Origin of the sequence: Streptomyces hazeniae (assembly GCF_031845485.1) — a bacterium.
GTDB lineage: Bacteria > Actinomycetota > Actinomycetes > Streptomycetales > Streptomycetaceae > Streptomyces > Streptomyces hazeniae.
Genome location: NZ_JAVREQ010000001.1, coordinates 342889 through 359473, shown reverse-complemented (window position 1 = coordinate 359473; position 16585 = coordinate 342889). Strand labels below are relative to the sequence as shown.

The window sequence follows — 16585 nt, the reverse complement described above, 5'->3', positions numbered from 1 at the left end:
CCGCCGCCGGGGGTGGTGGGACAATCGCCGGGAACTTCGTACGCCTGGGGGAGCAGCCGATGGACCGGGACCGCAGGAGCCGGGTGCCGCGGACCGACGCGGTGCTCGGCGACGCGCGGCTGGCCGCGGCCGCCCGGGAACTCGGCCGCGACCTGGTCCGCGGCGTGGTGACCCGTACGCTGGAGCGGGTGCGGGACGGCGAACTGCCCCCGGAGCGGGCCGCCGACGCCGCCCTGGCGGCACTGCCGCCCACCGCGGCGAGCCTGCACGCGGTGCTCAACGCCACCGGCGTCCTCGTGCACACCAACCTGGGCCGGGCACCGCTGTCCGCCGCCGCGCGGGCGGCCGTGGACGCCGCCGCCGGGTGCACCGACGTGGAACTCGACCTGGCGACCGGCCGCCGCGGCCCGCGCGGGACGGGGGCGCTCGCCGCGCTCGCCGAAGCGGTACCCGCCGCCGGCGGCGTGCACGTCGTCAACAACAACGCCGCGGCCCTCGTCCTCGCCGCCACGGCCCTCGCCCGGGGCCGCGAGATCGTCGTCAGCCGCGGCGAGATGGTGGAGATCGGCGACGGCTTCCGCCTCCCCGACCTGCTCGCCTCCACCGGCGCCCGGCTCCGCGAGGTCGGCACCACCAACCGCACCCACCGCGCCGACTACGCCGCCGCCGTCGGCCCCGACACCGGCTTCGTCCTCAAGGTGCATCCCTCCAACTTCGCCACCGTCGGCTTCGTCGCCGACACCCCGGTACGCGAACTCGCCACGCTCGACGTGCCCGTGGTGTACGACATCGGCTCCGGACTGCTGCGCCCGCACCCGGCGCTGCCCCGCGAGCCGGACGCCGCAGGCGCCCTCGCGGACGGCGCCGCGCTGGTCACCGCCAGCGCCGACAAGCTGCTCGGCGGACCGCAGGCCGGGCTGCTGCTCGGCGACGCCGACCTGGTCGCCCGGCTGCGCCGCCACCCGCTGGCGCGCGCCCTGCGCGTCGACAAGCTCACCCTCGCCGCGCTGGAGGCCACCCTGCGCGGACCGGAACCGCCGGTGCCGGCCGCGCTCGGCCTGGCCGGGCCCGCGCTCGTCGCCCGCGCCGAGGCGTTGGCGGCCCGCCTGTGCGCAGCCGGCGTGCCCGCCGAGGCCGTCCCGTCCCAGGCCCGGGTGGGCGGCGGCGGAGCACCGGAGGTGGAACTGCCCGGCGCGGCCGTCGCCGTCGCACGCGCCCTCGCCGCCCCGCTGCGCAACGGCCGGCCCGCCGTCGTCGGACGGGTGCACGCCGGCCGGCTGCTGCTCGACCTGCGGACCGTCCCGGCCGGGGACGACGAGCGGCTCGCCGGCGCCGTACGCGCCGCCGCGGCGCGGACCCCGCGTACGGCCACCGCCCCCGACACCGACGACGGGCAGGGCTGACCGTGTACGTCGTGGCGACCGCCGGGCACGTCGATCACGGCAAGTCCACCCTGGTCCGCGCCCTCACCGGCACCGACCCCGACCGGCTGGCCGAGGAGAAACGGCGCGGCCTGACCGTCGACCTCGGCTTCGCCGCGACCGGGCTCCCCGACGGACGTGCCGTCGGCTTCGTGGACGTACCGGGCCACCGGCGTTTCCTCGCCAACACCCTGGCCGGCATCGCCACCGCCCCGGCCGTGCTGTTCACGGTCGCCGCGGACCGGGGCTGGCAGCCGCAGTCCGCCGAACACCTCGCGGCCGTCGACGCGTTCGGCATCCGCACCGGGATCGTCGTGGTCACCCGCGCCGACCTGGCCGACCCCGCACCGGTGGCCGCCGACGCCCGCGCGCGCGTCGCCGGCACCACCCTGCACGACGCACCCGCCGTCCCGGTCAGCGCCCTGACCGGCGCCGGCCTGGACGTCCTGCGCCGGCACCTGGCAGCCCTGGCCGACAGCGCGCCGGTACCCGACCCGCACGCACCCGTACGGCTCTGGCTGGACCGCGCGTTCACCGTGCGCGGCGCCGGAACGGTCGTCACCGGCACCCTCACGGCGGGCACCCTCGCGGTCGGCGACACCCTCGAACTCGCCCCTGAGGGACAGCAGGTCACCGTACGCGGCCTGCAGTGCTTCGGCGCCGCGCGGGACGGCGTACGGGCGCCGGCCCGGGTGGCGGTCAACCTGCGCCGCGTCTCCGCGGACGCGGTGGGCCGCGGTCAGGCGCTCGTCACGCCCGGCCGGTGGCGGCGCACGGACACCGTCGACATCCGGCTCGCCGAACCGGCGGACCCGTCCGAGGCCGACGGGCCCGGCCTCCCCGGCGCGGCGGACGCGCGCGCACTGCCGGGCGAACCGCTGGTCCACTGCGGCACGGCGCTCACCGGCGCCCGGGTGCGGCCGCTCGGCGGCCCGTACGCCCGCCTGCGCCTGCACACCCCGCTCGACCTGCACATCGGCGACCGGCTGCTGCTGCGCGACCCCGGCAGCCGACGGCTGACCGGCGCCCGGGTGCTCGACGTGGCACCGCCCCGCCTCACCCGCCGGGGAGCAGCCGCAGCCCGCGTACGCGCCCTGGCGGATCTGCCCGCCGACGGCCGGGACCCCGCCGTCCACCTCGGCCTGCGCGGCCTGGTGCGGGCCGGTGAACTCGCTGCCGCCGGCCTGCCGCACCCGCCCGGCGCCGTACGGGCCGGGGAGTGGCTGCTCGACCCGGCCCGCGCGGAGCGGCTGCGCGCCGCGCTCCGCGCGGAGGTCGACGCCCACGGCCGCGCCCGCCCCGCGGACCCCGGCCTTCCCCTCGCCGCCGCCGCGCACCGTCTCGGCCTGCCCGCGCCGGACCTCGTCCCGGCCCTCGTCACGACTCCCGCCCCGGCGCCGGTACCCGGCGGACCCGAGCAGCCTCCACCGGACCTGGTGGTGCGGGACGGGAGGGTCTTCGGGGCGGTAGACGAGACGCTGCCCGAGGCCCTGGCCGCCGTGGCGCGCCGTCTGGAGGAGGCCGGCCGCGACGCCGGAAGCGCCTTCCACGCCCCCACACGGCCCGAACTGGACGCCCTCGGCGCCACCGCGCAGGCGCTCGCGGCGCTGGTCCGCCACGGTGTCCTGGAGCGCCACGGCACCGGTACCGGCGCCGTCCATCTGCCCGGCGGCAGCGCCCGCCGCGCCGCCGCCGCACTGCGCGACGCCGCGCCGCGGCCGTTCACGGTCGGCGACTGCTGCCGGATCCTGGCCGTCAGCCGCCGCGTCGCGATCCCCCTGCTCGAGCACCTCGACGGCGCGGGCCTCACCCGCCGCGACGCCGACGGCCGCCGTCTCGTCGTGGACGGGACGGCGGCCGCCGAAGGGTCGTAGGCGAGTCCTCGGTCAGCTCCTGACCTGCTCGGATCCCGTCTCCGCGCCCGCCTCCTCGTCGTCGGCGGTCTCGGTCGCGTCGGCGGTGCGCTGCTGGGCCTCGCCGGCCTCCGGCCCTTCGGAGACCTCGACCAGCTCGGTGGCCTCCGCCGCGTCGGACGCCGCCTCCGCGGTCGCCTCGGCCTCGTCGTCCACGACCACCTCGTGGTCGGCCGTCTCCTCCACGGCGCGCTGCCCGGGGAACTCGGCGGCCGCGCGGGCCGCCGCCCGGCGGTTGCGCGCGTCGGCGGCGTCGCACAGGTCCAGCGCGGCCCGGTTGAAGCGGGCGAGGGACGGCGGGTCGGAGGGGCCGAGCAGGTGCTGCTTCAACTCGCCGCGCGCGGCGGCGAAGGCGTCCTTGCCCGGGTCGCGGACGGCGGCCAGCAGGCCGGGGACCTCCTTGGCCTCCGGGCTGAGGATCGTCGCGGCCCGCACCGTCGGGAAGTTGGCCCGGAAGTCCGCCTCGGAACGGCCGCTGGTGTTCGCGACCGCGTACGGCTTCTCACTGCTCAGGTAGTCGGAGACCACGCTGGACACGTCGCTGATGAGCAGGTCGGCCTGGTTGAAGCAGCCGTAGATGCCGGGGCGGGCCGCCGTGACGACCAGGTGCTCGTCCTCCGGGAACGACGCCCAGTACGCCTCCTCCCAGGCGGCGGTCGCCGCCGCCACGGCCTCGGCACGGCCCTCCTCCGGGCGGGACTGCAGCAGCATCCGCTCCGCCTCGTCGGCGCTGCCGCGGAACGAGGTCGTGGTCAGCGCGTCCAGTGCGGCCGTGCGCCGCGCCAGCTCCGCGGCGGCGCCCGGCGCGACCGCGGAGCCGGCGCCGCGCCGCTCGTTCGCCTCCGCGATCATCGTCCGGATGCGGCGGTCCGCGGCGCCCGCCCGCGGGTCGACGGAGCCGGTCATCGGGTGCGGCTTGTACAGCAGGCGCACGCCGGGGTCGGCCAGCAGTTCACGGACGATGTTCTCCCCCGCCAGGATCACCGACGTGTTGCCCGGGTCGTCGGTCCAGCCCTCCCAGGTGGGGGCGTACAGCACGGTCGTCCGCGTGCCGTCCGCGGGGGGACCCGCGTAGGGGGTGATGGGCGCGAGCTGCGGCCGTCCCACCTCCACCACGTCGCGGTCGTCGATGCCGATGTCGGCGAGCTGGTACCGGTCGCGGGCGGCCGGGCCGGCCACCCACACCTCGTCGTACGCCTTGGCGTACGGGTTGCAGGAGGACAGCTTGTCGCTCTCGCCGTGGTTGGTGAAGGCGTGCTTGATGGTGGGGATGCGCAGCACCTGCGAGGTCTTCCCGGAGTTCGCCGGGTGCAGCAGCACCTTCAGCGTGGACTGCTCCAGGTGCATCAGGTGCGCGACCTTCGGGATGGAGATGATCGGCACGTCCGTGGCGTCGATCTTCTGGACCATGAACCGCTCGCGCAGCACGATGATCGGCTTGGCGTCCAGCTCCGCGAGCGTGCCGAGCCACATGTTGGCCTGGTAGGCGGAGGTCGCGCCGCCGGAGAAGTACATGCCCACCGTCGGCCGGTAGTCGGCCAGCCAGGCGTTCAGCCAGTTCAGCACCCGCGCCTCGCCGGGCGTGCGCTTCTTCGGCAGCAGCCAGGTGCCCAGGTAGACGGTGCCGCCGACGAACAGCGCGAGGCTGGCCGCGAGACCGGCCAGCGCCCACACGTTCTGCGCGGTGGCGCTGGTGGTCAGCAGGCCGGCCGTGGCCGGGAGCATGAAGGTCAGCAGGCGCCGGCTCTGCAGCCGGGCCAGCACCCGCGGCGGGGCGGGGGACAGGCGCAGCCCGGAGGTGTCGATGTTCCGCGTCAGGATCGGCAGCGTGCGGTTGCGCCGCACGAGCACGGACACCGCCTGGCACAGGAAGTGCAGGCCGTAGCAGCCGAGCAGCAGCAGGACGAGCGCGCGCTCCTCCATCGCGTTCACCTTCGGCAGCCGCACCAGCGCCACCACGATCAGCATGTCGCGGAGCAGCTGCCGGCTGACCGCCTCGAAGCGGACCTTGCCGAGCACCGCGATCAGCCCGGGCTGTCGCTGCTGGAGGTACAGGTCCAGCGCGACGCCGCCGGCGGAGGCGACCACGAAGAGGGGCACGTACGCCAGCAGGGCGCCGGCGAGCTGGGCCGCGAAGAGGACCAGCAACGTGAAGAGCGCCGCCAACTGGACGACGCGGCGTAGGGGGAGTCCGGCAGAGGGCACGGGGCTGAGCTCCTGGCAGGAGGCGTTGGGATGAGGCCCGTCCGAAGTCGCGGGGGCGGCCGGGCCTGGTTCGGGCTGACCACCGACCGTATGACGAGACGGGCACGGTGACAATTTCCGCTCCCGCCCGATGCGCACGAAACACCTGAAAGGGATGTCCCGGCGCTGTGCGGTGAGCGGGAGGCGGCTGCCGTCCGGAGGCTGGACGGCGGCGTCGGCGGCGGTCGGCCTGCCGTAGATTGTGGCAGGTCGGGACAACGGTGGAGAGGGCCGAGGGTGGTACGGGACACAGGGCGGCGGCAGGACGTGGCGGACGCCCGCCGGATCGTGGTCAAGGTCGGCTCCTCGTCGCTCACCACGGCTGCCGGCGGCCTGGACGCCGACCGCGTGGACGCCCTCGTCGACGTCCTCGCCCGGCACCTGGACGCCCCGCACGGCGGCCGTGCGGACCGCGGCAGGGAGATCGTCCTGGTCTCCTCCGGGGCGATCGCCGCCGGACTGGCGCCGCTGGGCCTGGACCGCCGCCCCCGCGACCTGGCCCGCCAGCAGGCCGCCGCCAGCGTCGGCCAGGGGCTCCTCGTCGCCCGCTACACCGCCTCGTTCGCCCGGCACGGCCGGCGCGTCGGACAGGTGCTGCTCACCGAGGACGACACCAGCCGCCGCGCCCACTACCGCAACGCCTACCGCACCCTGGACCAGCTGCTGGCGATGGGCGCGGTGCCGGTGGTCAACGAGAACGACACCGTCGCCACCGACGAGATCCGCTTCGGGGACAACGACCGGCTCGCCGCCCTCGTCGCCCACCTGGTGCGCGCCGACCTGCTGGTGCTGCTCTCCGACGTGGACGGCCTCTACGACGGCGACCCGGCCACCCCCGGCACCCGCCGGATCGCCGAGGTCACCGGCCCGGCGCAGCTCGCCGGGGTGGAGATCGGCTCGGCGGGCGGCGCGGGCGTCGGCACCGGCGGCATGGTCACCAAGGTCGAAGCCGCCCGCATCGCCGCCGCCGCGGGCGTGCCCGTTGTGCTCACCTCGGCGAGCCGGGCCGCCGACGCCCTCGCCGGCCGCGAGTCCGGCACCTACTTCCACCCCACCGGCCGCCGCACCGCTGGGCGGCTGCTCTGGCTGGCGCACGCCAGCACCCCGCGCGGCGCCCTGGTGCTGGACGACGGCGCGGTCGACGCGGTGGTGCACCGCCGCTCCTCGCTGCTCCCGGCGGGCATCTCCCGCGTCGAGGGCGACTTCACCGCCGGCGACCCGGTGGAGCTGCGGGACGACGCGGGGCGCGCCGTGGCACGCGGACTGGTCAACTTCGACGCCCGCGAGATCCCCCGGCTGATCGGACGCTCCACCCGCGAACTCGCCCGCGAGCTCGGCCCGGCGTACGAACGCGAGGTCGTACACAGGGACGACCTGGTGCTGCTGCGTTCGTGAACCGCCCCCTCCGGGCGGCCCCGAGGACGTCGCCGAGCGGCCACGTACGGGCGGGATCGGCGAAAGTCCCGTCATCGACCGGTCGGCTTCGGTAAAAAGGCCACGCGGTCGCTCGCGGGCTGGTCGACTGCCGAGGGAGGGCCGTGCGAAGGACGCGGTCCGCCGGACGTCGCCCCCCGCAGACGCCCGCAGGACTGCGCACCCCACAGGAGGCCCGGTGAGACGACTCGCCAGCGTCGAGACGGTGGGCCGTCGGCCCTTCCCGGGGCCCGTGCCCGGCACGCCGGTCGAGCAGCCCGGGACCTCCCGGCTGTGGCACGTGACCCTCAGCGTCGCGGGCGTGGAGGCTCCGCTGCGGGAGGTGCGGCGGGGGCTGGAGCAGCTCGCGCACGACCACCCGTTCCTGCTGACCAGCCGGTACGCAGGCGACCACGCGGAGATCCGCTACTGGGAGGAGGCGCGGGACCTGCACGACGCCGCGGCAGTCGCGCTGCGGCTGTGGGGCGAGCACCGCTCGACCGCGAAGCTGCCGCCGTGGGAGATCGTCGGCCTGGAGGTCATCGGCCGGGACACCTACCGCCAGCGCGTCGCGCAGGGTCACGGGCCCGCCCCCGCCACCCCGGTCGGCGTCCATCCCTTCTAGGACCTGTTCGGTGCCCGGCCTCACCCGCCGTGCCGGGGCCGTCTCGCACGGTGGACGAACGCCCGGAAGGCCACCGCAGGCTCGCTAGGCTGCACACATGAGCACCAGCGCAGCCGGGGCCGCATCCCCGGAGACCCCTCCGGACACGCCCGTCACCGCGACCGCCCGCCGCGCCCGCGCTGCGGCCGCCGCGCTGGCCCCGCTGCCGCGCACCCCCCGGGACGCCGCGCTGCTCGCGGTGGCGGACGCGCTGGTCGCCCGCAGCGCGGAGATCGTCGCCGCGAACGCGGAGGACGTGTCCCGCGCGCAGGCCGCCGGCACGGCCGACGCGATCGTCGACCGCCTCACCCTCACCCCCGAGCGCATCGCGGCCATCGCCGCCGACGTGCGGGACGTCGTCGCGCTGCCCGACCCGGTGGGCGAGGTCGTACGCGGCTCCACGCTGCCGAACGGGCTCGAGCTGCGGCAGGTACGCGTCCCGCTCGGCGTCGTCGGCATCGTCTACGAGGCCCGGCCCAACGTCACCGTGGACGCCGCCGCGCTGTGCCTGAAGTCCGGCAACGCCGTGCTGCTGCGCGGCTCCTCGTCCGCGTACGCCTCCAACACGGCGCTGGTCGGAGTGCTCCGGGACGCCGTGGCGGGCGCCGGGCTCCCCGCCGACGCGGTGCAGCTGGTGCCCGGCGAGAGCCGCGACGCGATACGGGAGCTGATGCGCGCCCGCGGCCTGGTCGACGTGCTGATCCCCCGCGGCGGCGCCTCGCTGATCCGCACCGTCGTGGAGGAGTCGACCGTCCCGGTGATCGAGACCGGCGTCGGCAACTGCCACGTCTACGTCGACGCCCGCGCGGACCTCGACATGGCGCTGCGCATCCTGGTCAACAGCAAGGCGCAGCGCCCCAGCGTGTGCAACGCCGCCGAGACGGTGCTGGTCCACGCCGACGTCGCGGAGGAGTTCCTGCCGCGCGCGCTCGCCGCGCTGCGCGAGGCAGGGGTGACCGTGCACGGGGACGCGGCCTGGCAGAAGGCGGACACCGCGGTCGTCCCCGCCACCGACGAGGACTGGGCCACCGAGTACCTGGGCTACGAGATCGCCGCCGCCGTCGTGCCCTCGCTGGACGCCGCGGTCGCCCACATCCGCAGCTGGACCTCCGGACACACCGAGGCCATCGTGACCGGCGACACCGAGGCCGCCCGCAGGTTCACCGCACTGGTCGACTCCACCGCGGTGATGGTGAACGCCTCCACCCGTTTCACCGACGGCGGCCAGTTCGGTTTCGGTGCCGAGATCGGCATCTCCACCCAGAAGCTGCACGCCCGGGGCCCCATGGGCCTGCCGGAGCTGACCTCGACCAAGTACGTGGTGACCGGTTCCGGCCACGTGCGCGACTGAGGCCCGGCCGGAGTCCCGGCGCACTGTCCGGTTCCCGCCGGATTCCCGTTCTCCCTGCCCACATCGCCCGATTCGCACTACGCTGGACGACGTGCCGGAGGATGTGGGGGGCCAGCCGTTCCCGGATGGCCAGGAACCCGAGGACGACCACGGAACCGCGGACGAGGAGTTCGCGGCCGTGGTCCTCGACGAGGACTTCGTCCGGGCGGCGGGGATCCACGAGCCGAGCGCGGCCGAGCGGATGCTCGCCGCGGCCCAGTCGCACGCCGAGTCCGAAGTGCCCCGCCCGTACGACGACGGCTACGTCTACGGCCCGCCCCACGACGACGACCTCCACTACGACCCGGACGCGGACGACACCACCCACGGCTACGGCTTCGGCTACGGCCGCCGTCATCGCCGCGGGTACGACCCCGGAACCTACGGCGACGACGACGGCGACGGGTACGGGGACGGGGACGGTCCGTACGACGCGGCGGCCGGACCGCGGCCGTACCGGGGGCACGTGCGCTGGCAGCGGCCGGTCGCCTGGGTGCTGGCCGTGGTGATGGGCGTGGGCATGGTCGCCCTCGCCTTCGCGGCGGTCTACCGGGGCGCCGCGGGCGAGCGCGACGAGCCGGCCCCGCCGCCGCCGAGCCGCGGCGTCGGGCTCCCCGTCGAGGACCGCGTCGAGGACCGCGTCGGCGAGGCCGGGCCGGGTTCCTGAACGGTCCTCCGGGGCGGCAATCACTCGAACGGGTGAACGGCGGGCGACTTCTCCTCAGCCCGTGATCCCGGCCGAAGTCGCCCACAGGCGCGCGTTTACCGAGCCCCGCCGCGACCTACCCTTTTCATATGGCAGGTCGTGGCAAGCCTCCGGAGGGACCGGTCGAGGGCGTCCCCGGCGGCGGAGACGACGAATACCGCTCCGTCGTCTTCGACGAGTCGTTCGTCGATGCCGCGCGGCTGCAGGAGTACTCCGCCCAGGAGCGGATGGACGACGAGGACCACGCCGCCGTCCGCAGCCGTCCCCCGAGCGAGGAGCCGCCCGCCCGCAGCGCCTCGCGGCAGGGCCTGGTACTCGTCCTGCTCATCGTGCTCGCCTTCGGCACCGCCGTGTACATGGGCGTGCGCAACCCACTGCCGGACCCCGCCCCGTCGCCCGCCCAGCCGGCCCGGATGGCGACCGTGCCGCTCGCGCCGCGCGACGCAGTGCCCGGCTCCACGCCGGAGGACCTGTTCGCCCACTCGCCCGCCGCCGCATACCGCACCGGAGCGGACGGCGTGACCCTGCCCTCGACGTACCGCACGGACCACTTCACCGAGAACCAGGTGCTGGCCGCGCTCACCGGGGCCAAGGACTACGTCGTCGCCAGCTCCCTGGACCCGGCGGTGCTCACCGGTGGGGAGGTGCGGTCCGTGCGGCTGATGCTGGACCCCGGCCAGGGTGCCCAGTTCGAGCGGAGCGTCGACCGGCCGCGCAGCGACGGCCGGCACGCCCTCACCGGCTGGATGGTGCGGTTCGACCCCGGGCGGGTGGCCCTCGCCGCCCCGGAGGTGCGGGTGAACGGCACGCTGTCGGTCGAGGAGATCCACCGCAACGCGCTCGAGGTCACCGCCGACCATGTCTTCGTGTACGCCCTGCACCCGCAGGGCAGCGCCGACGCCTCCGACGCCTCGCTGTTCACGGTGCGCCGCGAGGTCCGGTTCCACTTCCACCGGGAAGACCTCACCGAGCACCAGCTCCAGGTGCGGAGCGTGTCGGTACGGGCCGGGCCGATGGCCTGTTCCGCAGGCCACGCCGACACCCTCGTCCCGCTGCTGGCGGGGGAGCGGGCCGGCGACGACCTCCCGGCCGGCACCGACCCGTACGCGAGGGACGACTCCCGCGGTGCCGTCTGCGGAGTGCTGGCGCGCAGCGCCATGCCCGACCCTGCCCGCACCGGCTGACGTCCCTCCCCGGCCCGCCGCGGCGGGCCGGGGACGGCGTCGGCTACGAGGTGCTGCCGGTCTCGTCCTGACCGCCCGCGGAGCCGTTCTGCCGGCGGCCGGTGAAGCTGTCCCGCAGCTTCCCGCCCAGGTCACCGGCGCCCCCGGCGATGTCGCGGACCAGCCCCATCAGCGGGTCCTTGCTGTTCCGCACGGTCTCGGAGTAGTGGTTCGCGGACTGCCGGAAGGAGTCGGCGACCGAGGTGTCGCCGTCGTCCTCCCGCCGGTCGTAGTGCCCGTCCATGATCCGCTGGTACTCGCGGGTCGCGGCCCACTTGCGCAGCTCGGCGGCGCGCACGGTGGTGAACGGGTGGCTGCGCGGCAGCACGTTCATGATCTTCAGGACGGAGTCCCGCAGGTCGCCGCCCGCCTCGTACTCGTCGGCCTGCTTCAGGAACGCGTCGACGTTCATCTCGTGCAGGTGGTTGCCGCCGGCCAGCTTCATCAGGCCGCGCATCGACGCCTGGATGTCCTGGCCCACCAGCAGACCGGCCCGGTCCGCGGACAGTTCGGACTTGCGGAACCACTCGCGCAGCGCGGTCACGATCGCCATGATCGCCACGTTCCCCAGCGGGATCCAGGCGACCTTCAGTGCCAGGTTGGTGAGGAACAGCAGGATGGTGCGGTACACGGAGTGACCGGACAGCGCGTGACCGACCTCGTGCCCGACGACCGCCCGCATCTCCTCCTCGTCGAGGAGTTCGACCAGCCCGGTCGTCACCACGATGATCGGCTCGTCCATGCCGATGCACATGGCGTTCGGCTTCGGGTCCTGGTTGACGTACATCGGAGGGACCTTCTCCAGGTCCAGGATGTAGCAGGCGTCCCGCAGCATGTGATGGAGGTGCGCGAACTGCTCGTCCCCCACCCGCACCGAGTCGGAGAGGAACAGCAGTCGCAGGCTCCGCTCGGGCAGCAGGCCGCTGAGCGCCTTGAAGACGGTGTCGAAGCCGCTGAGTTTGCGCAGCGCCACCAGGGCGGAGCGGTCAGCGGGGTGTTCGTAGGCCCGGGACGAGATCCCGGGGAAACGGCGCCGCTCCCGTCCGGGCAGGTGCCGGGCGCTGTCGTTGCCTTCTGTCATGGTGCTCCCCCTCGTCGGCTGGAACACCCAGCGTAGTCCGAACGGCCCGCGAGCGGCCGGGACTGTTCCCGGGTTGCGACGAACGCGCCCCGCCATGACCGGGCCTCGGGTCCGCCGTGGCCGCCGGGAGGTCCGGGGGACCGGTCGGCGTGAGCCCCCGGAGGGCGGACGCATACGATGTGGCGCGGAAGACCGCACGCCCCCTGCACACTCTCACCGGGACGGTTCGAAGCAGCCATGACTCTGATCAGCTCCGCGCACAGCACCCTCGTCGTCCTCGCCTCCGGCGGTGGAACCGGCGCCGAGCACGGTGGCGAGCACTCCAGCCTCAGCCCGTACGTCACCGGCGGCGGCGCGCTGCTCGCCCTGCTGCTCCTCCTCTGGATCACCACCCGCTTCAACCGCGACCGCTGACCCGCCCCCGACCGGGTCGCCGGGCCTCCCGCCCGGCGCTCGTCCGGACGGGGGCCGCGGCCGGCCACCGCGGCGGCGCCGCACCCCGCCAGGCGGAGGATGGGCCGCGAGGAGAAGAGAGGCTAGGGTCGGCTCGCATGGGAGAGCACATAGTGCCCGGCACCGGCGCACGGCGGCTGGGGGTGATGGGCGGGACCTTCGACCCGATCCACCACGGCCACCTGGTCGCCGCCAGCGAGGTGGCAGCGCGGTTCGAGCTGGACGAAGTGGTGTTCGTGCCCACCGGACAGCCGTGGCAGAAGAGCCACCAGCAGGTGTCCCCGGCCGAGGACCGGTACCTGATGACGGTCATCGCCACCGCGTCCAACCCGCAGTTCTCCGTCAGCCGGATCGACATCGACCGGCCCGGCCGCACGTACACCATCGACACGCTGCGCGAGCTGCGGGCCCGGCGCCCCCAGGCGGAGCTGTTCTTCATCACCGGCGCCGACGCGCTCGGCCAGATCCTCACCTGGCGTGACGCCGAGGAGCTGTTCTCCCTCGCCCACTTCATCGGCGTCACCCGGCCCGGTCACGCCCTGGCCGACCCCGGGCTGCCGGACGGCGGCGTCTCGCTGATCGAGGTGCCCGCGCTGGCCATCTCCTCGACCGACTGCCGCGCCCGCGTCGAGGCCGGCGACCCCGTCTGGTACCTGGTGCCCGACGGTGTAGTGCGCTACATCAACAAGCGGCAGCTGTACCGAGACGGGGGAGAGGAGGCGGCCGGGACGTGAGCCAACCCCACGACAGCGACGACCACGGGTGGAACCCGTACGACGGGCAGCAGCCGCGGATCCTCGGATACGACGAGTACGGCCGCCCCGTCTACGCCCAGGACCCGGCAGGACAGGGCGGTGGCAGGCAGCAGACCGGCACCCAGGAGTACGGCTACGGGCAGCCGTACGACGCGGGCGCCTACGGTGGCACCGGCCAGGGCGCCGGGACGTACGGCACCGGCGGCTACGACACCGGGACGTACGACACCGGGACCTTCGACGCCTACGCCTACGACCCGTACGGGACGCAGACGGGGTCGGTCCCTCCGGTGACGGATCCGTACGGGACGCAGACGGGGTCGGTCCCTCCGGTGACGGATCCGTACGGGACGCAGACGGGGTCGGTCCCTCCGGTGACGGATCCGTACGGGACGCAGACGGGGTCGATCCCTCCGGTGACCGATCCGTACGCCGGCCGGCCGTACGGCGCCCCGGCGGCCCCGGAAAGCTATGACCCGTACGGTCCCGCCGCCGACACCGGCGCGGGTACCGTGCCCGCGCAGTCCCCGCCGCCCGCGGCGGAACGTACGGGCGCCGCACGCCGTGGCACCGGCCCTGACGCCGACGCGTACGACACCGACCAGTTCTCGTTCGTCGAGGAGGAAGCGGAGGAGTCCGAGGACGTCATCGACTGGCTGAAGTTCAGCGAGAGCCGCACCGAGCGCAGGGAGGAGGCCAAACGGCGCGGCCGCAACCGGAAGCGCGCGCTGGTGATCCTTCTGGTGATGGCTCTGCTCGGCGGTGTCGGCTACCTCTGGTGGGCGGGCAAGCTGCCCGGACTCGACGGCGGCCCCGGAGCGGGTGGCCCGGCCGCCGGACAGCAGCGCGACGTGCTGGTGGTGCACCTGCGGGACCCGGACAGCGAGGCCAACGCCACGGCGCTGCTGGTCGACAACGCCACCACCGAGCAGGGCACCACCCTGCTCCTCCCGAACTCCCTCGCCGTCACCACGTCCGACGGTTCGACCACCACCCTCGGCAAGTCGGTCGAGTCCGAGGGCGCCACCCCCACCCGGGACGCCCTCAGCCAGCTCCTCGGTGCCGACATCAAGGGCACCTGGCGCCTGGACACCCCCTTCCTGGAGACCCTCGTGGACGCCGTCGGCGGCGTGACGCTGGACGTCGACGCCACCGTCCGGGGTGACAAGAAGGGCGACGACCCGCTGGTCGAGAAGGGACGGGACCGCGAGCTGGACGGCCGCGCCGCCGTCGCCTACGCGACCCACCGTGAGGACGCCGAGCCCAGGACGGCCCAGCTGGAGCGCTTCGGCCAGGTGATGGAGGCCGTGCTGGACCAGATGTCCACGGACAAGGCCTCCGCCACCAAGACCGTCGAGGCCCTCGGTCAGATCCTGGACCCGTCGCTCTCCCAGGCGTCCCTCGGCGCGTCGCTTGCCTCGCTGGCGGCGCGCGCCCAGGCCGACGCGTACGAGACCCGGGTGCTGCCCGCCGAGCCGGACGGCACGCTCAGCGCCGAGGCCGGCGACGGCGTGGTCAAGGACGTGCTCGGCGGCACCGTACAGAACTCCGACCCCGACGCCGCGCCGCGCGTCTCCCTGCGCAACGCCGCTGGCGACGAGGGCGCCGACGACGCCGCGCGTGTGACGCTGGTCAACGGCGGCTTCAGCGTCGTGGGCGCCTCGGAGGCCGACGGGACCGAGAAGACCTCGAAGGTGCTGTACGCGGACGCCGCGCAGAAGGAGCGGGCCCAGGCGGTCGCGAAGACCCTCGGCCTCCCCGACGACGCGGTACGGAAGGGCGACGCGGCGGGCAACGCGGACGTCACCGTCGTGCTCGGCCAGGACTACGACGGCTGAGTCGCGGCACCGCACACCGCTCCGCCGCGCGCCCTGCCGACGGCCCTGCCCGGGCCTCGGCGGGGCCGTCGGCGAGGCGTGAGATCCTGAGGGACGGCACCACCATCCCGCCCACCCGCGACCGAAAGCACTGCCTGTGACCGCCACCGACCGTTCCGTCGAGCTGATCAACGCCGCCGCCCAGGCCGCCGCCGACAAGCTGGCCCACGACGTCGTCGCCTACGACGTGAGCGACGTCCTGACCCTCACCGACGCGTTCCTCCTCGCCTCGGCCCCCAACGACCGCCAGGTCAAGGCGGTCGTCGACGCCGTCGAGGAGCGCCTGCTGAAGGAGCACGGCGCCAAGCCGGCCCGCCGGGAAGGCGAGCGCGAGGGCCGCTGGGTGCTGCTGGACTACGTCGACATCGTCGTGCACGTGCAGCACAGCGAGGAGCGTGTCTACTACGCGCTGGAACGCCTCTGGAAGGACTGCCCGGAGCTGGATCTGCCGGAGGACGCCAAGGCGACCCGGGGCAAGGGCGAGCAGGCGGAGGCGGAGGACGCCCCGTGACCGCCGCCACCCCGCCCCCGGCCGGGCGCCCGGTCTCCAACGGGCGTCTCGCCCCCACGGGGCGGCGCGTCGTCCTGTGGCGGCACGGCCAGACCGCATGGAACCTCGAGCGCCGCTTCCAGGGCTCCACCGACATCGCGCTCACGGAGGAGGGGGTGGCGCAGGCGCGCCGTTCCGCGCGGCTGCTCGCCGCCCTCCAGCCGCAGGCGATCATCGCCTCGGACCTCCAGCGCACCCGCGCCACCGCCGCCGAGCTGGCCCGCCTCTCCGGCCTGGAGGTCACCCACGACGCCGACCTGCGGGAGACCTACGCGGGCGTCTGGCAGGGCCTCACCCACGAGGAGATCGTCGAGCGCCACGGCGAGGAGTACGCCGCCTGGAAGCGAGGGGAACCCGTCCGGCGCGGCGGCGGCGAGCTGGAGACCGAGGTCGCCGACCGGGCCGCACCCGTCGTCGAGCGGCACGCGGAGAAGCTGCCCGAGGGCGGCACTCTGGTCGTCGTCAGTCACGGCGGCACCATCCGCACCACCATCGGCCGGCTGCTCGGCCTGCACCCGAGCACCTGGGAGGCGCTCGGCGGCCTCTCCAACTGCTGCTGGTCGGTGCTGGGCGAGAGCCTGCGCGGCTGGCGTCTGCAGGAGCACAACGCCGGCACCCTGCCGGAACCGGTCCTCGGCGACGACGACTGAACCGGGGCGCGGATTTCTCAATCCGGCGGACCACCGGTTAAGCTTCTACTCGTTCACGGCGCGCGAGCGCCGGGGGACACGGGGCTATAGCTCAGTTGGTAGAGCGCTTGCATGGCATGCAAGAGGTCAGGAGTTCGATTCTCCTTAGCTCCACAGTTCGGTCCCTCGCGATCCCGTCCTCACCAGGGCGGGATCGTTGCTTTGTCCCCTCTCCTGCGGGCGCCGGTAACGTGGCAGAATCGCCG

General features: G+C 74.8%; 14 protein-coding genes and 1 tRNA gene. 13 read left to right on the top strand and 2 right to left on the bottom strand.

Annotated features, from left to right (window positions below; translation table 11 throughout):
• Window positions 1-59: 59 nt before the first annotated feature.
• Both selA and selB read left to right on the top strand, forming a co-directional pair.
• Window positions 60-1403 carry an L-seryl-tRNA(Sec) selenium transferase gene (gene selA / locus RM572_RS01870; protein ID WP_311671485.1) on the top strand — a complete coding sequence of 448 codons (1344 nt, stop codon included), beginning with the start codon at window positions 60-62 and terminating at the stop codon, window positions 1401-1403.
• 2 nt (window positions 1404-1405) lie between these two features.
• Window positions 1406-3295, top strand: a complete 1890-nt coding sequence (selB, locus tag RM572_RS01865) for a selenocysteine-specific translation elongation factor (RefSeq protein ID WP_394813490.1) — start codon at window positions 1406-1408, stop codon at window positions 3293-3295.
• A 12-nt stretch (window positions 3296-3307) separates the two neighbouring features.
• On the opposite strand, the gene RM572_RS01860 is transcribed toward selB, so the two are convergent.
• Window positions 3308-5539 carry a hypothetical protein gene (locus tag RM572_RS01860; protein WP_311671483.1) on the bottom strand — a complete coding sequence of 744 codons (2232 nt, stop codon included), beginning with the start codon at window positions 5537-5539 and terminating at the stop codon, window positions 3308-3310.
• 306 nt (window positions 5540-5845) lie between these two features.
• Here RM572_RS01860 and proB point away from each other — a divergent pair, with 306 nt between their 5' ends.
• From proB to RM572_RS01835, 5 genes are all read left to right on the top strand, one after another.
• Window positions 5846-6973, top strand: coding sequence for a glutamate 5-kinase (proB, locus tag RM572_RS01855; protein ID WP_027763714.1), 1128 nt, complete (start codon window positions 5846-5848; stop codon window positions 6971-6973).
• Between the two features lie 127 nt (window positions 6974-7100).
• Entirely contained in the window at window positions 7101-7616 is a 516-nt protein-coding gene (locus RM572_RS01850; protein ID WP_394813509.1) for a hypothetical protein, read from the top strand.
• A 97-nt stretch (window positions 7617-7713) separates the two neighbouring features.
• Window positions 7714-9006 carry a glutamate-5-semialdehyde dehydrogenase gene (locus tag RM572_RS01845; RefSeq protein WP_311671482.1) on the top strand — a complete coding sequence of 431 codons (1293 nt, stop codon included), beginning with the start codon at window positions 7714-7716 and terminating at the stop codon, window positions 9004-9006.
• Window positions 9007-9097: 91 nt separating this feature from the next.
• Window positions 9098-9712 (top strand): SCO2584 family spore wall biosynthesis protein, encoded by a 615-nt coding sequence (locus RM572_RS01840; RefSeq protein WP_311671481.1) that lies wholly within the window; start codon window positions 9098-9100, stop codon window positions 9710-9712.
• A 128-nt stretch (window positions 9713-9840) separates the two neighbouring features.
• Window positions 9841-10935 carry an SCO2583 family membrane protein gene (locus RM572_RS01835; protein ID WP_311671480.1) on the top strand — a complete coding sequence of 365 codons (1095 nt, stop codon included), beginning with the start codon at window positions 9841-9843 and terminating at the stop codon, window positions 10933-10935.
• Between the two features lie 43 nt (window positions 10936-10978).
• Here RM572_RS01835 and RM572_RS01830 read toward each other — a convergent pair whose 3' ends face one another.
• Window positions 10979-12055, bottom strand: a complete 1077-nt coding sequence (locus tag RM572_RS01830) for a M48 family metallopeptidase (protein ID WP_311671479.1) — start codon at window positions 12053-12055, stop codon at window positions 10979-10981.
• Window positions 12056-12292: 237 nt separating this feature from the next.
• Between RM572_RS01830 and RM572_RS01825 the strand changes: the two genes are divergently transcribed.
• The 6 genes from RM572_RS01825 (at window position 12293) to RM572_RS01800 (ending at window position 16493) form a co-directional block, all read left to right on the top strand.
• Window positions 12293-12469 (top strand): hypothetical protein, encoded by a 177-nt coding sequence (locus tag RM572_RS01825; protein WP_037789969.1) that lies wholly within the window; start codon window positions 12293-12295, stop codon window positions 12467-12469.
• A gap of 137 nt (window positions 12470-12606) precedes the next feature.
• Window positions 12607-13242, top strand: a complete 636-nt coding sequence (gene nadD, locus RM572_RS01820) for a nicotinate-nucleotide adenylyltransferase (RefSeq protein ID WP_027763718.1) — start codon at window positions 12607-12609, stop codon at window positions 13240-13242.
• Window positions 13239-15101 carry a LytR C-terminal domain-containing protein gene (locus RM572_RS01815; RefSeq protein ID WP_311671478.1) on the top strand — a complete coding sequence of 621 codons (1863 nt, stop codon included), beginning with the start codon at window positions 13239-13241 and terminating at the stop codon, window positions 15099-15101. The genes nadD and RM572_RS01815 overlap by 4 nt, the downstream gene beginning before the upstream one ends.
• 136 nt (window positions 15102-15237) lie before the next feature.
• On the top strand, window positions 15238-15651 hold the full coding sequence (gene rsfS, locus RM572_RS01810) for a ribosome silencing factor (RefSeq protein WP_311671477.1): 414 nt from the start codon (window positions 15238-15240) through the stop codon (window positions 15649-15651).
• Window positions 15652-15725: 74 nt separating this feature from the next.
• Window positions 15726-16340, top strand: coding sequence for a histidine phosphatase family protein (locus RM572_RS01805; RefSeq protein WP_311671813.1), 615 nt, complete (start codon window positions 15726-15728; stop codon window positions 16338-16340).
• Window positions 16341-16420: 80 nt separating this feature from the next.
• Window positions 16421-16493: transfer RNA gene (locus RM572_RS01800), tRNA-Ala, on the top strand.
• The last annotated feature ends 92 nt before the right edge of the window (window positions 16494-16585 follow it).

Excerpts from the sequence above, each read along its gene's own strand:
- selA (WP_311671485.1), top strand. The coding sequence starts at position 60 with ATGGACCGGGACCGCAGGAGCCGGGTGCCGCGGACCGACGCGGTGCTC.
- RM572_RS01845 (WP_311671482.1), top strand. The coding sequence starts at position 7,714 with ATGAGCACCAGCGCAGCCGGGGCCGCATCCCCGGAGACCCCTCCGGAC.
- RM572_RS01835 (WP_311671480.1), top strand. The coding sequence starts at position 9,841 with ATGGCAGGTCGTGGCAAGCCTCCGGAGGGACCGGTCGAGGGCGTCCCC.
- RM572_RS01830 (WP_311671479.1), bottom strand. The coding sequence starts at position 12,055 with ATGACAGAAGGCAACGACAGCGCCCGGCACCTGCCCGGACGGGAGCGG.
- RM572_RS01825 (WP_037789969.1), top strand. The coding sequence starts at position 12,293 with ATGACTCTGATCAGCTCCGCGCACAGCACCCTCGTCGTCCTCGCCTCC.
- nadD (WP_027763718.1), top strand. The coding sequence starts at position 12,607 with ATGGGAGAGCACATAGTGCCCGGCACCGGCGCACGGCGGCTGGGGGTG.